The sequence below is a fragment of the Paenibacillus lentus genome, from assembly GCF_042714055.1.
In the GTDB taxonomy this organism is placed as follows: domain Bacteria; phylum Bacillota; class Bacilli; order Paenibacillales; family Paenibacillaceae; genus Fontibacillus; species Fontibacillus lentus_A.
In genome coordinates, this window is record NZ_JBHGVC010000014.1 from 58,716 (window position 1) to 74,183 (window position 15,468).

The following is a 15,468-nucleotide window of genomic DNA, read 5'->3' on the forward strand; positions in this document are numbered from 1 at the left end:
AATATGTCGCCAACTGCTGCTAAATCATATGGTCATTAAACAAAGCGCTCTAAGGATTTAATCGTATTTCAGCATCAGTCAAGCGATAGCGATTAGCCTCCATTGAATCCGCCGCTCCAAACCAGCCCTATCACCGTTCCAAGCAATACAAAGACATCTGATACCAAAAAGAGCATTCGGCTCGTCCTCGGAATATCCTCTGCCTGCAGTTCCCGGGTCTTATCCCCCATGTAGGCGCGAAAAGAAACGACGCCATGATACGAATTCTCGCCACCCAGGCGAATCCCCAGCGCTCCGGCCACGGCCGATTCCGGGTACCCGCTGTTCGGGCTCGGATGGGACGAAGCATCGCGCAGCACCATGGCCGCCGCACCTTTGGCATTGAAGCGAAGAAGCCAGGCTGCGGCGATTAGCAGCAGCGCCGTCAAGCGCGCGGGAATATAGTTGGCGATATCGTCAAGCCGGGCCGAGGCCCAGCCGAGATGAATGTATTTGTCGTTCTTGTAGCCGACCATCGAATCGAGGGTATTGACGGCCCGGTAAGCCATCGCCAGCGGCGCGCCGCCCAGCAGCGCGAAGAAGAGCGGCGAAATGACGGCGTCGACGATGTTCTCGGCGACCGTCTCCACCGCGCCGCGCACCACGTCCGGCTCCTGGAGATGTGCGGTGTCGCGCCCCACGATCATGCCGAGCGCGCCCCGAGCGGCAGGCATATCCCCGCGGCGCAAATGGCCGCACACCTCCATACCGGCATCGCGCAGCCCCTTGGCCGCGATGGTCGTGGCGATCAGCGCGGCCTCGGCCAGCGCAGCGAGCCACGGGCTGACCTGGGCCAACAGCCGCAGCGCGGCCCAGGTCAAGGCAAAGCTGCCGCCCGCGACGAGCAGCGGCAGCAGCAGCCCAGCGGCCCGGTAGGCGCGGGGCTTCACCAGGCGGCGAATGGCCGCCTCGATCGCGGCGATCGCCTTCCCCATCCCGACGACGGGATGGGGAAGCCAGCGCGGATCGCCAAGCAGCCGGTCGAGCGCGTACGCGACCGGCAGCACCCACCACGCGGCCGTCATTTCGGCGCTCCGGCCGCGGCCAAAGATTCGCGAACTGCGTCGTACACCAGGCGGCCAATAACGCCGCCCAGGTCGGTCGCGGTTCCCGCGTAGGCGTGCAGCAGCGGCCATTCGGCGCGCTGGCTGACGCCCAGCATGACCGCATCCGTCGTCGTGCCGGTTGCGGTCAGGCCGTTCTCGGCGTCGCGCACGCCGAGGTCGCTCAGCGCGGCTGCCTTCGCCTCCGTCGCGGTGATGACGGCGTTCACCATAGCCGCGGGGGTCATTCTGCCGTCGACGACGAGCATAATGTTAATCGTGCCCGGCGTCCATGAGGCCGGGAACGTCGTCCGCTTTACTCCGGCCCGGGCCGCATTGGACACGCCCGCCGTCGCGCAGCACAGCACGCCGAAATCGCTGCCCTGCTCCTCGGCGACGGCCGCGTGCTGCAGCTGCACCGCCGTCAACAGCCCCGCCGTTCCTTGCTCAGGGTATCCCCATTCGCCAAGCAATTTGCGGATGTCCTGCACCGGGTCATCGCAGCGATAGAACCGATCCACGTAAATATTTACGAATCGCTCCAGCGAATGCATTCCGCCGCCGTATACCGCGCTGCCCAAACTTTCCATCGGGCCCGGCGCTTCCAGCAAAATATGCCGCTCCTTCCGATACAGCTTCAAGCCAGGCCATATTTTCGCGTGGTAGGCCGCCTGTCCGATTGGATCGGTTTGACCGAATCGATGATGGGGATCCGATTGTTCCTTCAGATCAAATTGATCCCCTCGATCGAACTGATCGTTAAAATCAGTTCTGCCGGTTTGATTGTTTTGAACATGTAAAAAAGGGGTCGTCATCCCTGTCCGCCTCCAATCACCCGCTCCATTTCCCGGATCAGGATGGCATTCGCTGCCCGATCCTTTACCGCGACGCGGATATGGCTCCCTTCAAGTCCCGGGTACATCGCACAGCTTCGCACAAGCACGCCGCGCCGTCCAAGCGCCTCCTGCATGCTTCCGGCCATCCACGGCTCCGGGAGCTTCAGCAGCAGGTAGTTCGCTTCCCCCGGTGTCACCTCGCAGCCCAAGCGTGCAAGCTCCGCCCGGAGATACTCCCGCTCTGCGGCAATCATAGCGATTGTCGCCGCTTCGTATTCCTCCCCGGCCTGTAGGCTGATCTCCCCTGCCCGCAGCGCCAAAATGTTGACGCTCCACGTCACCTGTTTGCTTCTCATCGCAGCAGCCATGTGAGGATGTGCGATGCCATAGCCGAGCCGCAGACCGGGGATTGCATAGAACTTCGTCATCGACCGAACGAGGATGACATGCGGATACCGCTCCAGCTCGGGCAGCAGCGATTGGCGACGTTCCGCAGGAATGAAGTCGATGAAAGCTTCATCCAATACAAGATAAGTCTTATGCTGCTCCGCAGCCTCCGCGAACTGCCGCAATAGTTCCACGTCATACTGCACCCCGTTCGGGTTGTTCGGCTGTCCAAGAAACACAAGGTCGCTTGAAGCAATCAGCTGCACAATTTGCTCGGGCTCGGCGCGGTAGTCCCGCTCTGCGGTGCCGTAAACCGCGTGAACCTCTGCTCCAAACTGCCGGGACAGCGTTTCATATTCCGAGAAGCAGGGCTGCACGACACCAACCTTATTGGGTTCCAGCGCCAATAAGATGAGGGCCATGATTTCCGCCGCGCCATTGCCGATGCAAACGGCCTCCTGCTGTATCCCGTGCCGCTCGGCCAGCAAGGAGAGCAGCGCCCGATGGCCCGGATCGGGGTAACGAATGATTTCAGGGAGCGCAGCCCGCAGCGCCTCCAGCATGCCCGGCGGTGGCCCGAGCGGGTTAATATTTGCGCTAAAGTCGGTGAATTGCCCCGGCTCAAGGCCGTATCGTTGTGATGCCGACTCTACATCTCCTCCATGTCCGTACACTTCCAACATATCGCCATTCCTCTTTTCCCATAAACCATTAGTATGTCTTGGCTGTCTTTCGCCCGTAAGTTCAATGCCCTCATTATGAGGTGAATTCCTATCTTCCGTCAATGTCGGCTGAACGCATGATTGCCCATTAAATGTAAAATGCTTGCTGCCGCGTTTTTTCCTTTGGTTTCGGTCTTAATTGGTTTACAATAATTACGGTAGGATATTTCAAATTTACTTTTAAAAATATAGATCTGTAATGGAGGAAGAGTCATGCTGTTTATTGATAACCAGGGAATTACCGATGCCTCGGTCAATCTGGCCATTGAGGAGTACGCGCTGAAGCATCTTCCGCTCGAAGATGACAGCTATTTGCTGTTCTACATTAATGCGCCGTCGATCATTATCGGCAAGCATCAGAATACGATTGAGGAAATCAATCTCGATTACGTCAAGGAGAACAACATTCAGGTCGTACGCCGTCTGTCCGGTGGCGGAGCGGTCTACCACGATCTCGGCAACTTGAATTTCAGCTTTATTACAAAAGATGACGGACAATCCTTCCATAACTTCCGCAAGTTTACGCAGCCGGTCGTTGAGGCGCTGCAATCTCTCGGGGTGAATGCGGAGATGACGGGACGCAACGATTTACAGGTCGGTGAACAGAAAATATCCGGCAACGCCCAGTTCTCCACGCGCGGCCGCATGTTCAGCCATGGCACGCTCATGTTCAACCTGAATCTCAGCGATGTCGCGGCTTCTCTGCATGCCAATCCGGAGAAATTCAAATCCAAGAGCACCAAATCCGTACGCAGCCGGGTAGCTAATATTATTGACTTTTTAGAGCAAAAAATGACGATTGAAGAGTTCCGCGCCGAGCTGCTGCGGCATATTTTTGGCATGGATGCGGACAAGGTTCCGCAATATCATTTGACCGAGGACGATTGGAGCAAAATTCACGAAATCTCCAAGGAACGCTACAAGAACTGGGACTGGAATTTCGGTCTGTCCCCGGAATCCAATGTGAAGCATACGAAAAAGTTCCCGATCGGCATCATCGATCTGCGTATGGACATTAAAGACGGGCATATTCAGGACATTAAAATTTACGGTGATTTCTTCGGGGTAGGCGATGTTGCCGATATTGAGGACAAGCTGCGCGGGGTGCGTCACGAGGAACAAGCTGTACGCATGGTGCTGGCAGATATTGATGTAAAGCATTATTTCGGCAACCTGGAATTCGATGATTTCGTGGGCCTGGTCTTCCTGAAAGAGTAGCCGTTCGTGAAAAAAATAAATATGCCGCGTTCACGCATCGCCGACCTGAGCCTGCTTGCCGTCGCTATGATGTGGGGCTGCACCTTCCTGATCGTGCAAAATGCAGTGCAGGCGCTCCCGCCGCTCGCCTTTAATGCGATTCGCTTCATTGGAGCCTCCCTGCTGCTGGCGCTGATTACGACGCTGTTCTACCGCAAGGATTGGCGCCGGTTCAATCTGCGCTTGCTCGGCCATGGCGTGCTGCTGGGACTGTTCCTGTGCGCGGGCTATGGCTTCCAAACGGTCGGCTTGCTCTATACGACGACTTCGAATGCCGGATTCATCACCGGCTTGTCCGTCGTACTCGTGCCGTTTCTATCTGTTGTCCTGTTCCGGCATAAGCTGTCCGTATTCACCTGGCTCAGCGCCCTGCTGGCCGCTGCCGGGCTATACCTGTTAATGTTCACGAACGGCAGTTTTTTGTTGAATCGCGGCGACGTCCTGATTCTGCTTTGCGCCTTCGCCTTTGCGCTGCATATCGGCTTTACCGGTCTCTATGCTCCCCGTTACCCGGCTCTGCTGCTAGCTACGGTTCAGCTTGGGGTGACCGGATTGTTCAGTCTGGCCGCCTCCCTAATGACCGAGCATACCGGAACTTTCGCCCAAACGACGGAGCTGCTTCTGCGTCCCGAGGTGCTGCTGGCGCTTCTCGTTTCCATCGGCCCAACCAGCGCCTTTGCCTTTTGGATTCAGACCGTCTGTCAAAATTACACGAGCCCAGCGCGGGTTGCCGTAATATACGCGATGGAGCCAGTATTCGCAGCGATTACGGGCGTGCTGTTCGCCAGCGAGCGGTTGGGCTGGTCTGCGCTGCTGGGCTGCGGCTTTATTTTTACCGGAATGCTTCTTGCCGAGTTAAAGGCAGGCCAAAGCTCGGATCATGGAAACATGAATGATGGCGGACATTCGAACCCTTCATATCAAGCAGCAAGGGAAGACGGTATCCCCTCTCTGCCTACGGAGGGCGCTACTTAAGTTCGTGATTACTGCTTTCAACCATAACAAGAAGAGGAGACACCTACACGATGTACAAACTTATTGCAATTGATATTGATGATACCTTGATTAATGATGACAAAGAGGTTACTCCGGCAACGCAGCAAGCGTTGGAAGAAGCTATTGCCGCGGGGGTAGTTGTTACGCTGGCCACCGGGCGAGCCTACTCCTCCGCCCAGGCGATTGCACGCCAAACCGGTCTTAACGTACCGATCATTACATACCAGGGCGCCTACGTGAAGAATCTGCTCGATGAAAAAGTGCTGTACGAGCGCTATCTCCCTCTGGACGCGGCCAGCAAGCTTTTCGATTATTGCGTGGAGCACGATTTGCATCTGCAAACGTATATCGATGATAAGCTCTATTCCCGAGAAGAGAACCAAAAGCTGATCGACTACACTTCTCTCAACAACACGGAATACTTTATCGAGCCGGATTTTGCCAAGCTGGTAGCCCAGCCTACGCCCAAAATGCTCATTATCGACGAGCCGGATTATTTGGACGAAATCGCCCCGGTGCTTCGCAAGCTGCTCGGGCCGACGGTGCATGTTACTAAGTCCAAGCCAAACTTCCTTGAATTCATGCATGCCGAAGGAACAAAGGGGCATGCGCTGAAGTTTATCGCCCGTCATTTCGGCTGCGGTCTGGAGCAGACGATTGCGATTGGGGATTCTTGGAATGATCATGAAATGCTCGAAGCCGCCGGACTTGGCGTCGCTATGGGCAACGCGATCCCGGCGCTGAAGCAAATCGCCGATTATGTGACTCGGAGCAACAATGGGGATGGCGTCAAGCATGTGATCGACAAGTTTATTTTTAACCGGGAAGCTTAAATGGAATAAAAGAAGGGGCAGCTTATGGGCTGCCCCTTGCTTATTAACCTTTAATCGAGCCTGCCACCATGCCCTTCATAATTTGGTCCTGCAGAATCAGGTACACAACAATCGTAGGGATGACGGCGATAGCCATGGCCCCCATCGTCAGACTATAATCCGTACCAAAGCCATCCGAGAATAAGGATAGACTCAAGGGCAAGGTCTTTAGCGCCTGTGAGTTAATGAATACAAGGGCAAAAGAAAAGTCATTCCAAAACCGCAGAAAAGCTAAAATTGAAATAGTAGCGATGATTGGAGTACAAAGCGGGAAAATCACCCGGCCAAAGATTCCCCACCAGCCGCTGCCGTCGATCATGGCCGCTTCCTCAATTTCCTTCGGAATGGAGGTCATATAGCCCATAGCTAAAAAGACAGCTAGTGGAAGCTCAAATGCCGTATAAGGTAAAATAAGCGCTCCGTAAGTATTTAACAGGTTTATCTGCTTCATCATAAGAAATAAAGGGACAAGCGTACTATGAATCGGAATAAGCAGACCCGCCAGGAACAGCGCTACGGCTGTCTTCTTAAAACGGAATTCAAATCGTGAAAGCACGTAGCCTGCAAGAAGACCAAGAATAAGAGTAAGGATGACGGCGGCTAACGTCACAAACGTAGAATTCAGCATCGCCCTTCCCATATTTCCAAGCTCCCACGCCCGGATAATGTTCTCTTTCATCCACACATTCGGCAGGGAGTAGGGGTTCTTAAAAAAATCTTCATTGGTCTTAAAAGCACTGATAAACAGCCAATACAAGGGATACAGCGTAAGGACGGCATATCCGAGCAATATCGATTTTCCGAATACGGCTAATCCCTTTCCCATAAGCTTTCTGCCAGAGGAATCCACGGCAATTTTCGTGGCCCTGGTCGTTCTGAGCTCCACTCTCCTTCCCCCTTCTCGTTATCCCGCTTTCCTTCGAGTCAGGATATAATTGATCCCGATCAATAAGGCGCTTATGATCATGATGATGGTCGACACGGCAGAGCCGTATCCATAACGATAAACACGGAACGTATTGTTATACATATAGGTCGCTAGCAGTTCTGTCGATTGCGCCGGTCCTCCTTGCGTCATCACCATCACATGATCGAACGCCTTCAGGCTTCCCGAGATGCAGAGTACCATGGTGACGATCACGGTACTCCAGATCATAGGCAGCGTTACGTAGAACAGCCTCTTTCTCCCGTATGCTCCATCGATATGAGCCGCGTCGTAAATTTCCGGCGATATATTCTGCAGCGCTGCAATAAAGATAAGCATATAGGGTCCGATATTGCTCCAGTTAATCGGAATGGTAATAGCGAAGATGTTCACATGTGGCACGGAAAGCCAAGCCCGGGTCCAAGACTCCAGCCCGACAGCCTCTAGGATGGTGTTGACCAATCCGAACTGCGGATGGTAGATATATCCCCAAATGAGCCCCACTACAACCGTCGAAAGCACCATGGGCATAAATACCGCCGAACGGATAAACCGGAAGAAGAACGAATTCTTGACCAGAACCAAAGCTAGAAGAAGTGCAATAGGAATCTGCCCTATGATCGCCGATATAACCAGAATCAAGTTATTTTTAAGCGCTCTCCAAAAAATAGGATCCTGTAGAATTTCACGATAGTTGCCTGCACCGATAAATTTGGATGCTCCGATTCCCTTCCACTCGAATAGTCCATAGTAAGCGGACCAAAAAATAGGGACGATCACAAAGACCACGAACAGAAGCAGCGCAGGAAGCAGGGCTAGTGCAATAAATCCTTTACTCCGCAGAGCGGTAGGCATGAGAAGTCTACCTCCTTATGTCGACTCGGGATAGCCCTACTATGGGGTGACTGACCTGGCCTGTGCTTCTTGGAGCTTCTTCGCGACACTTTCTGGAGAACCTCCTGCCATAATCTCCTGGAGTCCGTTGTTGATCACTTCCGCCGCTTCAGCAGATAAATAGGCATCATAGACGGGTGTAATATTGGTCTTCTTCACCAAGTTGAATGCTTTATAGTAAAGCGAGCTTACCTTGGATTCATCAATTTCCGTATCGTACATCACCATAGAATTACTCTCTGCAATCGCCTTCTGTGCTTCCGGGCCGCTAACGGCATAAATGAGCTCGAGGGCTGCTTCTTTAGCTGCGCCTTCCGTTCGTTTGCTTAATGCGAGACCGCCGCCGGCACCGCCGGAAATCGTATTCGCCTCTCCTTTGCCTCCCGGAATAGCTGGAAGTACGGTAACATCAACGACCTTCATCTGCTCCTCGCTCGCCGAGGCTGCCAAATTGGTGAGACTCCAGGCGCCGCTAATCATCATAGCCGCATTACCTTGAATGAAATATTGCTCTGCCTGCGTATTGTCTATGCTGTTGGCTCCCTCTTGGAAAGCCTTATGATCAACTAGCTGTTTAAAGTAACCCAAAGCCTCGATAAATTCAGGGTCCGTAAAACTCGCGCCATTTTGGGCAGCAGCATTCTTAAACCATTCAGTTCCGGTTACACGGTCGGCGAGCGAACCAAGTATGGTCGACTGCGCCACCCAGGGTGCTTTATTCCCCAAAGCGATCGGCGTTATTTTATTTTCGTTAAAAACGTTAATAGCGGTCATCATTTCATCCCATGTCGTTGGAACCTTCACGTTATATTTCTCAAACAGAGCTGTGTTGTAATAAAGGATGGAGGTTGCCGACATTCCGATAGGAGCTGAGTAAATCTCGTCCGGCTCAAATGTATAGGGATCAAAGGCGCCTGACAGGAACTTATCCTTCCACTCGGGATTCTGGTCAACAACTTCTGTAATCGGTTGCAATAATCCGGCCTTGTATAATTCAGCAGAATGACTTCCCGCATAGACGAAAAATAAATCCGGAAGCTCATTCCCTGCTGCAACCGTGCTTAAGCGTTGGCGGTAGCCATCCGGCGGAATTGCTTGCGCATCGAGCTCCACCTCAGGATGCTCCTGAGCAAACTTCTCGATCAATCCTCTTACCGTTTTGGCCCGCAAGTCATCTCCGGCAAAATTATGCCAAACCGACAGCTTTATTTTCTCGCTCTTCTTGCTGGCGTCGCCAGCCTTGTTACTGCCGCTATCCCCACAGGCTGCGAGAAGCATCGTCATCAGCAGCAGCAAAAGACTCATCTTTTTTAATGATTTCACCGTTAATCCCCCTTTGTTATACGGAACGAACCTATGAACAACCTGATCCATCCTGTAAAATAAATTCCTTGAGCGCGAGTTCAACAGTCACCTTTCAGCACCTGGGCATATGCTTGCGATGCTGCGTTTTCTCAGGCGGGTATAGCTGCAGAGATGCCTTGTGAGCAAAAAGATGACGGCTCGAACCTGCTCTTTTTTAAGTATAAAGAGAAGGGGAACAGGCCCATAGGGGACATATTTCAGTTAATAGAGGGACTTTATTCAGCTTTTGCTTCGATATTCCGAAGGGGTTTGATCCGTAAATTTTTTGAATAAACGATTAAAATGCTTGATATCCTCATATCCAATCTGGTTGGCCACTTCACTGATTTTAGCGGGCGTCTCCCTTAACAGAGCCATTGCTTTACGCAGCTTGGCCTGCGTCACGAATTCAATATAGTTCTGCCCGGTCTCCCGTTTGAATACCTCGCTAAAATAGTTTGGGTTCATATGCACATGCTTGGCTACTTGGCTCAGTGAGAGGCTTTGATCCAAGTGATCATGAATGTAGGCCAGGGCTCGCTGAACTGGACTTACCCCCGAAACCATCAAGCTGTACTGCTTCATCATCGATTCAAAATGAACCATAAGCGTCTGTTCGGGCCTGCTCGCTAGTGCTGCCTTATCTATTTCCTCCCCATGGGGCAGTTGGCTGGAATACCCGATGGAAGATGCGGCGCGTTCCAGCCAACGATAACCCGCGATAAGCAAGGAATGCAGGTAAGCCTGAACAGAGCCCGGCGTTGCCTGACTATCCTGCTTGATCCGCTCTAAAACCCTCTCGATCTCCGCCCGCAAGCCCTCCTTGCTGCCTGCCCGCAGCAAAGAGGAAAGTGCAATTTCCTCTTCCTGTGTGCAGACCATTCGCAGCCCTTTACGTTCACCAAGCTCGTCATAGCGTATGAACTGCTCATGGCTTAACAGCCAGGCGTAGGAATGCGCTTCTAAAGCTGTGTCGACAGCTTCACGTATCTGGCGCACATCCTCTATACTCCGGCCGCAAGCGGCAAATGTCCGGCAATGCAGCGCTTGCTCCGCTTTTTGAATCGCCCGCATTACCGGATTCCAGCCTTGATGATCCGCTTCGATTTTTACCAATAAAAGTAAAGATTCATTCCATGGCAGCCACTCGCAAGGCAGCAGTCCTGTTAACATTTCACTCAGCCTGCCATGCAGAACCTCAGAATTGCTGACTCCCGCGAGATCTCCAGCTTGCGCTGAGATCACCCAGATCTGCAGCAGATGCTTACCTTTTATCGTTCGCAGACGCGGATATCTGTTCCATAGCTCCGCTGCCATTTGCTCATCCGGACTGGAAGCTGAGGTCACGAGTTCTCTTAGAAAGCTTCGGTTCACAACAGCTTCCCTCGCTCTTCCCAGTTCATCCGCCTGTCTTCGCTGTTCAAGGCGCCCTTTTGCCCGAAGGGCAGCTTGAATGATTTCATCGGGACGGCTTGTTTTGAGCAGATAATCACTGACTCCTTCCCGCAGAGCCTGCTGGGCATATACAAATTCATCAAATCCGGAGATAACGATCATTTCAGTGTTGGGGTATGCCTGCTTGACTTCATGAGCCATCTCCAGTCCGCTTTTCCCAGTCATCCGAATGTCTGTAAAGATAATCTCCGGGCGTTCGTCAGGTATGCGCAATAGAGCCTCCTCAGCCGAGGCGGCCGGCTCCAGCACCGTAAATCCGCTAGCTTCCCAATTGATTACGCTGCTTAATCCAGTGCGAATGATCACTTCATCGTCAACAATCAGTACTTTCATTCTCATCATCTCCTTACCCTCGTTAGTTGCTTGCGCTCTCCATGCAAGGGATCGTAAACATGACCCGAGTTCCCTCACCCTCTGTACTATCTACACGAAGCCCTGCTTCCTTGCCGTAATGAAGCACCAGCCGGTTATGAACGTTGCGCAGCCCATACCCGCCGTTAGCGGACTGCTCTTTCTTGTGATCTGGATGCCCCGACAACTGAGCGCGAAGCCACTTCAATCGCTCAGGCGCGATCCCGATGCCATCGTCTAAAACGGTAAAATGAATGCCTTGCCCATCGCACTCCGCTGAGATTGTAATACAGCCCTGTCCTTCTCGCTTCAATATACCGTGTAGCATAGCATTTTCGACTAATGGCTGAAGCAGCAGCTTTAATGTGAACTGCTCCTGGATAGCCGTATCTACGTTGACCTGAAATGCGAATTTATCGGGATACCGGATGGATTGAATGCTTACATAATTTTTAACATGGATGATTTCTTGCTCGATGGAGCAATATTCTTGACCATTATTCAGGCTAAACCTTAAAAAGTCGCTCAATGAGCCTACCATTTCCGCAATTTTGGCATCATGGTTCATCAGAGCCAGCCAATGAATCGAGGATAGGGTATTGTACAGAAAGTGCGGATTCATCTGGATTTGCAGGGCGTGCATATCCGCTTCTTTTTTGAGCGACTCATTCCATTTGACTTCATCCGTTAGTTTGACAATGCGGGAGCTCAGCTTGTTATAGCTGACAATAAGCTGGCCGACTTCATCTATGGACTTCACAGGAATGGCAGGCATAGGCTCCTCAGGACTATTATGCTTGAGAAAGTTAGTCAGCTGGGACAACGGATTCGTTATTTTCTGGATAAGAAAAACTACTAAAATGATAACAAACAGGATGGCAACCGAGACGGCTACGGCCGTTAAAGTCAGAAAGTAGCGGTTTTGCGAACGGTATTCCTCAGAAGGAATGATCCCGACCAGCTTCCAATTTCCACTGGACATGGTTTTATAGAGAATGGTTTTTTTCTCAGCCCCTTCCCCATAGTCTATAAACCCGCTCACTCCATCGAATGGCCCTATGTTGGGATAATAATCCGAGAGTAGAAGATTGGTCTCCCATTCAGGGGGGCCAGCAAGAATCCGATTCTGCTCATCGAGAAGCAGCACAAACCCGCTTTTCTCTAAAACCGCCTGCCTGATTTGCTCGGCAATAACAGCTTGATCGAGATTAATTTGCTCCTTGCCAATCAGTTTGTATTTATCTGTACTACGTATCGGCCTGGCGAGCGTAATCACCTTGCGCGCTCCATCAAAGGACCATTGCTGGTGTACACCCGACCACCATTTAGGCTGCTCATCATAGTAATTAGGGTAGGCTTCGGTAATGTCCGTAAAATCAGATCCAGTTATTGATTTATGAGAAATAGGCGGTTTGGCGCCTAAGGGTTCAATAATGATGTTCGCAATATAATCTTTGGAGAAGGCCAGATTCGTCAAGAAATTAATGATCGACGTTTGCTGGACAAAGTCGCCCTCAGGCGACTTCAAATAATTCTGCACCCCATTGTGACCGATTAAAAATAAGGACATATTCTCGACATCTTTGACCATCGTAGCCAAATAAGCCTCCAGTTGACGCAGCGTATTCATCCCTGATATCTTGGCCTTCTCCTCGGTGAGACCTGCTGCTATATTATAAGAGAACAATCCAAGAAACAGCAGGGGAACTAGTGTAGCCACGATAATGAGTATCGATAATTTATGCTTAAGAGATTTTCCCAACCACCTTTTCATACCCTACACCCCGATCTTAAATTAAACATAACGGAATAAGCTTCCCGAAGTAAACGCTTCCAATTTAAAATTGATTTTTAATCAAGTTATGTATTCCACTTCGGCCTAATGGTAACATATTCGCCGAATAGGGTATATCCCCACAGAACTAATCCCTTCTTAATAACATCGACCGCAATTCTCCAAAAAATTAGACTTTCACCATAGTGTGAATCCCGTGCTGGCACCGTAAAAAAACCGTCCTGCTACTTCAGCAGAACGGTCATTCCTATGTCGGCTAACCCGACGTTGTCAGGCAGTCCATAATCACAGCGCAAATCGATATCGTGGGACATGTGGGTAAATAGCGAACGCTTCGGCCGAAGCTCCTGAAGGAGCTCTAGCGCTTCCTTCACATCATATACGGAGCGGGTCGAGAATTCCGCCTTCTCCTCGTAGAAGCTCGTTCCCAAAATGAGCAAATCCAATCCGTGAAGTGGCGCTTTTTGTTCCTCGGGAAGCGCAATGGCATCCGAGCAATAGGCCCATGCATAACCCTGCTTAGTCAGACGATAGGCGTAGGAAAAGCCATTTTTGCCATGGAATACTTTCCAGCCCTCGATATGCCATCCAGCCAATTGCAAGCCCTGATCCACAGCATGCATATCAAGCTGACCCGGCAGCCAGGGATATTGGCGCAAAATCATGTCGATCACTTCCTGCGGCGCATACAGCTGTCCCCGCCGATTTAACCAGCGGCAGGAGTCCGCCCATTCCGGCAAACCGCCGATATGATCAAAATGCGCATGCGTCACCAGAATATGCTCTACAAAGCGGAGGCCATTCCGCTCCATGGCTTCACGCCAATCCGGGCCGCAATCGATAAGGAATGTCCCGTCTACACTCTCAAGCATCACAGACGAGCGATATCGCCGATTGATGCCCTGTTGCCTCGCCTCCTGGCATACCCCGCATTCGCAATATACTCTGGGCACGCCCATTGCGTCTCCGGTTCCCCAGAACGTCAGTTGATCTGCCTTTCTAACCATCCTTTAGTTCACCCCGTAGTCAGCAAGCTGTAAAATATATAGTCTCCCATTGGCAGCACTGCCCGTGCCACACGATCTATTCGATCATACCACAGTCCTTCTGCGGCTTACTTGGCGAATCCTATTTTTATTACTGGTTATTTTTTCAAATAATGTTGACTGCATCACCCTCTGCTTCTCCAATCAACAACAACCGCCCTTATAACACGGACGGTTGTTCATATTATTAATATTCACAGTAGAATAAAATGATTATAGCATGTGCACAGGATTTAAATCATCACGGTTAACGGATCGCCCTTCAGTGGATTTTCCACAATCCAGCTTTTCTCGTCATTGAACAAATATGCCCGATGCACAAGCACTCTAACCTCTTGTCCTGCGTGAAGAGTTTCCTTCTCCAGCGAGCGGAACGTCGTTAGCTTGTGCCCGCCGACCTCCACTTCTACGAGCCATTCGCTTCCCCGGAAGTGCAGATGCTTCACAACTCCCGGCGCCGTAGCGGATTTCAGGATAAATTCCTGCTCCGTTCCTACCTCAATGTATTCCGGACGGATGAAGGCGCGGATCCCCGAAGCCTCCGCTTCCTTCTCAAAGCCTTTCAGGTCGGAGGCCCTCTCCACCAGCGTAGATTGGCCGATAAATGAGGCTACGAATGGCGTATGCGGCTCTTTATAAATGTCCCAAGGCGTTCCCTTTTGCTCCAAGCGGCCCTGATTAATAATCATAATTTCATCCGCGACTTCGATCGCCTCGTCCTGGTCATGCGTGACGAAAATAGAAGTAATCCCGACGCGCTCAATCAGCTCGCGAAGCCAGGAACGAAGCTCCTGCCGAATCTTGGCATCAATGGCCGCAAACGGTTCATCCAGCAGTAGAAGCTGCGGCTCCGGCGCCAATGCGCGGGCAAAAGCGACACGCTGACGCTGTCCTCCCGACAGCTGATGCGGATAGCGCTGCTCAAAGCCTTTCAACCCCGTCAACTCAACGAGCTCCATGACCCGTTCCTTGATTTTGGCCTTCGATACCTTCTTCACCTGTAGGCCAAAGGCTATATTATCAAAAACCGTCATATGCTTGAACAAGGCGTAGCTTTGAAAGACGAAGCCAATCCCGCGTTCTTGTGGAGCAAGCCCATTAACCCGCTGTCCATGGAACAGAATTTCTCCCGAATCGGGCTGTTCCAGACCTGCCAATATGCGCAAAATAGAAGTCTTCCCCCCGCCGCTCGGCCCAAGCAAACCGATGAGCTGTCCTTTCTCGATTCCAAAGCTAACCTCTTTTACCGCATGAAAATTACCAAAATGTTTGTCTAAATACCTTACTTCTACATGCATTTTAGGCCACACCCTTTCGTTAATGCCTTGCCCGCTTGCTTCTTATATTATTCTTATGAAATTACTCGGTATTATATAGATAAAAATACTTTACCAAACCCTGCCTTTACCGTCAATCCATTAAGTTTGTTTCTTTTATTTACAGTCAAGCATGATGTGCTCCTGCGGCGGATGAAGTGTATCCCTGGAACCATCCAAAATACCGCCA

At 51.5% G+C, this 15,468-nt stretch carries 13 protein-coding genes; 3 read left to right on the forward strand and 10 right to left on the reverse strand.

What is annotated here, in order from left to right:
* Window positions 1-92: 92 nt before the first annotated feature.
* The 3 genes from cbiB to cobD are packed head-to-tail and all read right to left on the reverse strand — an operon-like array spanning window position 93 to window position 2,988.
* The gene (cbiB, locus tag ACE3MQ_RS23235; RefSeq protein WP_379397237.1) at window positions 93-1,064 is read right to left on the reverse strand and encodes an adenosylcobinamide-phosphate synthase CbiB; all 972 of its coding nucleotides are present in this window, start codon (window positions 1,062-1,064) and stop codon (window positions 93-95) included.
* A complete protein-coding gene (locus ACE3MQ_RS23240; RefSeq protein ID WP_379397239.1) occupies window positions 1,061-1,897 on the reverse strand; it encodes an adenosylcobinamide amidohydrolase in 837 nt (278 codons plus the stop codon). Before ACE3MQ_RS23240 ends, cbiB begins: the two co-directional genes overlap by 4 nt.
* Window positions 1,894-2,988 (reverse strand): threonine-phosphate decarboxylase CobD, encoded by a 1,095-nt coding sequence (gene cobD, locus ACE3MQ_RS23245; RefSeq protein WP_379397241.1) that lies wholly within the window; start codon window positions 2,986-2,988, stop codon window positions 1,894-1,896. The genes ACE3MQ_RS23240 and cobD overlap by 4 nt, the downstream gene beginning before the upstream one ends.
* 252 nt (window positions 2,989-3,240) lie before the next feature.
* Between cobD and ACE3MQ_RS23250 the strand changes: the two genes are divergently transcribed.
* The 3 genes from ACE3MQ_RS23250 to ACE3MQ_RS23260 are packed head-to-tail and all read left to right on the forward strand — an operon-like array spanning window position 3,241 to window position 6,113.
* The gene (locus ACE3MQ_RS23250; protein WP_379397243.1) at window positions 3,241-4,245 is read left to right on the forward strand and encodes a lipoate--protein ligase; all 1,005 of its coding nucleotides are present in this window, start codon (window positions 3,241-3,243) and stop codon (window positions 4,243-4,245) included.
* 21 nt (window positions 4,246-4,266) lie between these two features.
* A complete protein-coding gene (locus ACE3MQ_RS23255) occupies window positions 4,267-5,259 on the forward strand; it encodes a DMT family transporter (protein WP_379397346.1) in 993 nt (330 codons plus the stop codon).
* A gap of 50 nt (window positions 5,260-5,309) precedes the next feature.
* A complete protein-coding gene (locus ACE3MQ_RS23260) occupies window positions 5,310-6,113 on the forward strand; it encodes a Cof-type HAD-IIB family hydrolase (RefSeq protein WP_379397245.1) in 804 nt (267 codons plus the stop codon).
* Between the two features lie 43 nt (window positions 6,114-6,156).
* Here the strand turns inward: ACE3MQ_RS23260 and ACE3MQ_RS23265 are convergent, their stop codons facing one another.
* The 7 genes from ACE3MQ_RS23265 to ACE3MQ_RS23295 all read right to left on the reverse strand — a co-directional run bounded on the left by ACE3MQ_RS23265 (window position 6,157) and on the right by ACE3MQ_RS23295 (window position 15,260).
* Window positions 6,157-6,978, reverse strand: a complete 822-nt coding sequence (locus ACE3MQ_RS23265; RefSeq protein WP_379397348.1) for a carbohydrate ABC transporter permease — start codon at window positions 6,976-6,978, stop codon at window positions 6,157-6,159.
* A gap of 78 nt (window positions 6,979-7,056) precedes the next feature.
* Window positions 7,057-7,932 (reverse strand): carbohydrate ABC transporter permease, encoded by an 876-nt coding sequence (locus tag ACE3MQ_RS23270; RefSeq protein ID WP_379397247.1) that lies wholly within the window; start codon window positions 7,930-7,932, stop codon window positions 7,057-7,059.
* A 39-nt stretch (window positions 7,933-7,971) separates the two neighbouring features.
* On the reverse strand, window positions 7,972-9,276 hold the full coding sequence (locus tag ACE3MQ_RS23275; RefSeq protein ID WP_379397350.1) for an extracellular solute-binding protein: 1,305 nt from the start codon (window positions 9,274-9,276) through the stop codon (window positions 7,972-7,974).
* A 279-nt stretch (window positions 9,277-9,555) separates the two neighbouring features.
* Window positions 9,556-11,103 (reverse strand): response regulator, encoded by a 1,548-nt coding sequence (locus tag ACE3MQ_RS23280; RefSeq protein ID WP_379397249.1) that lies wholly within the window; start codon window positions 11,101-11,103, stop codon window positions 9,556-9,558.
* Window positions 11,104-11,125: 22 nt separating this feature from the next.
* A complete protein-coding gene (locus ACE3MQ_RS23285; protein WP_379397251.1) occupies window positions 11,126-12,895 on the reverse strand; it encodes a sensor histidine kinase in 1,770 nt (589 codons plus the stop codon).
* Window positions 12,896-13,140: 245 nt separating this feature from the next.
* The gene (locus ACE3MQ_RS23290; RefSeq protein WP_379397253.1) at window positions 13,141-13,923 is read right to left on the reverse strand and encodes an MBL fold metallo-hydrolase; all 783 of its coding nucleotides are present in this window, start codon (window positions 13,921-13,923) and stop codon (window positions 13,141-13,143) included.
* A gap of 272 nt (window positions 13,924-14,195) precedes the next feature.
* Entirely contained in the window at window positions 14,196-15,260 is a 1,065-nt protein-coding gene (locus ACE3MQ_RS23295) for a sulfate/molybdate ABC transporter ATP-binding protein (protein ID WP_379397255.1), read from the reverse strand.
* Window positions 15,261-15,468 lie beyond the last annotated feature (208 nt).

Excerpts from the sequence above, each read along its gene's own strand:
- ACE3MQ_RS23240 (WP_379397239.1), bottom strand. The coding sequence starts at position 1,897 with ATGACGACCCCTTTTTTACATGTTCAAAACAATCAAACCGGCAGAACT.
- ACE3MQ_RS23290 (WP_379397253.1), bottom strand. The coding sequence starts at position 13,923 with ATGGTTAGAAAGGCAGATCAACTGACGTTCTGGGGAACCGGAGACGCA.
- ACE3MQ_RS23280 (WP_379397249.1), bottom strand. The coding sequence starts at position 11,103 with ATGAAAGTACTGATTGTTGACGATGAAGTGATCATTCGCACTGGATTA.
- cbiB (WP_379397237.1), bottom strand. The coding sequence starts at position 1,064 with ATGACGGCCGCGTGGTGGGTGCTGCCGGTCGCGTACGCGCTCGACCGG.
- ACE3MQ_RS23295 (WP_379397255.1), bottom strand. The coding sequence starts at position 15,260 with ATGCATGTAGAAGTAAGGTATTTAGACAAACATTTTGGTAATTTTCAT.
- ACE3MQ_RS23275 (WP_379397350.1), bottom strand. The coding sequence starts at position 9,276 with ATGAGTCTTTTGCTGCTGCTGATGACGATGCTTCTCGCAGCCTGTGGG.
- ACE3MQ_RS23260 (WP_379397245.1), top strand. The coding sequence starts at position 5,310 with ATGTACAAACTTATTGCAATTGATATTGATGATACCTTGATTAATGAT.
- ACE3MQ_RS23255 (WP_379397346.1), top strand. The coding sequence starts at position 4,267 with ATGCCGCGTTCACGCATCGCCGACCTGAGCCTGCTTGCCGTCGCTATG.
- ACE3MQ_RS23250 (WP_379397243.1), top strand. The coding sequence starts at position 3,241 with ATGCTGTTTATTGATAACCAGGGAATTACCGATGCCTCGGTCAATCTG.
- ACE3MQ_RS23265 (WP_379397348.1), bottom strand. The coding sequence starts at position 6,978 with ATGGGAAAGGGATTAGCCGTATTCGGAAAATCGATATTGCTCGGATAT.
- cobD (WP_379397241.1), bottom strand. The coding sequence starts at position 2,988 with ATGTTGGAAGTGTACGGACATGGAGGAGATGTAGAGTCGGCATCACAA.
- ACE3MQ_RS23285 (WP_379397251.1), bottom strand. The coding sequence starts at position 12,895 with ATGAAAAGGTGGTTGGGAAAATCTCTTAAGCATAAATTATCGATACTC.
- ACE3MQ_RS23270 (WP_379397247.1), bottom strand. The coding sequence starts at position 7,932 with ATGCCTACCGCTCTGCGGAGTAAAGGATTTATTGCACTAGCCCTGCTT.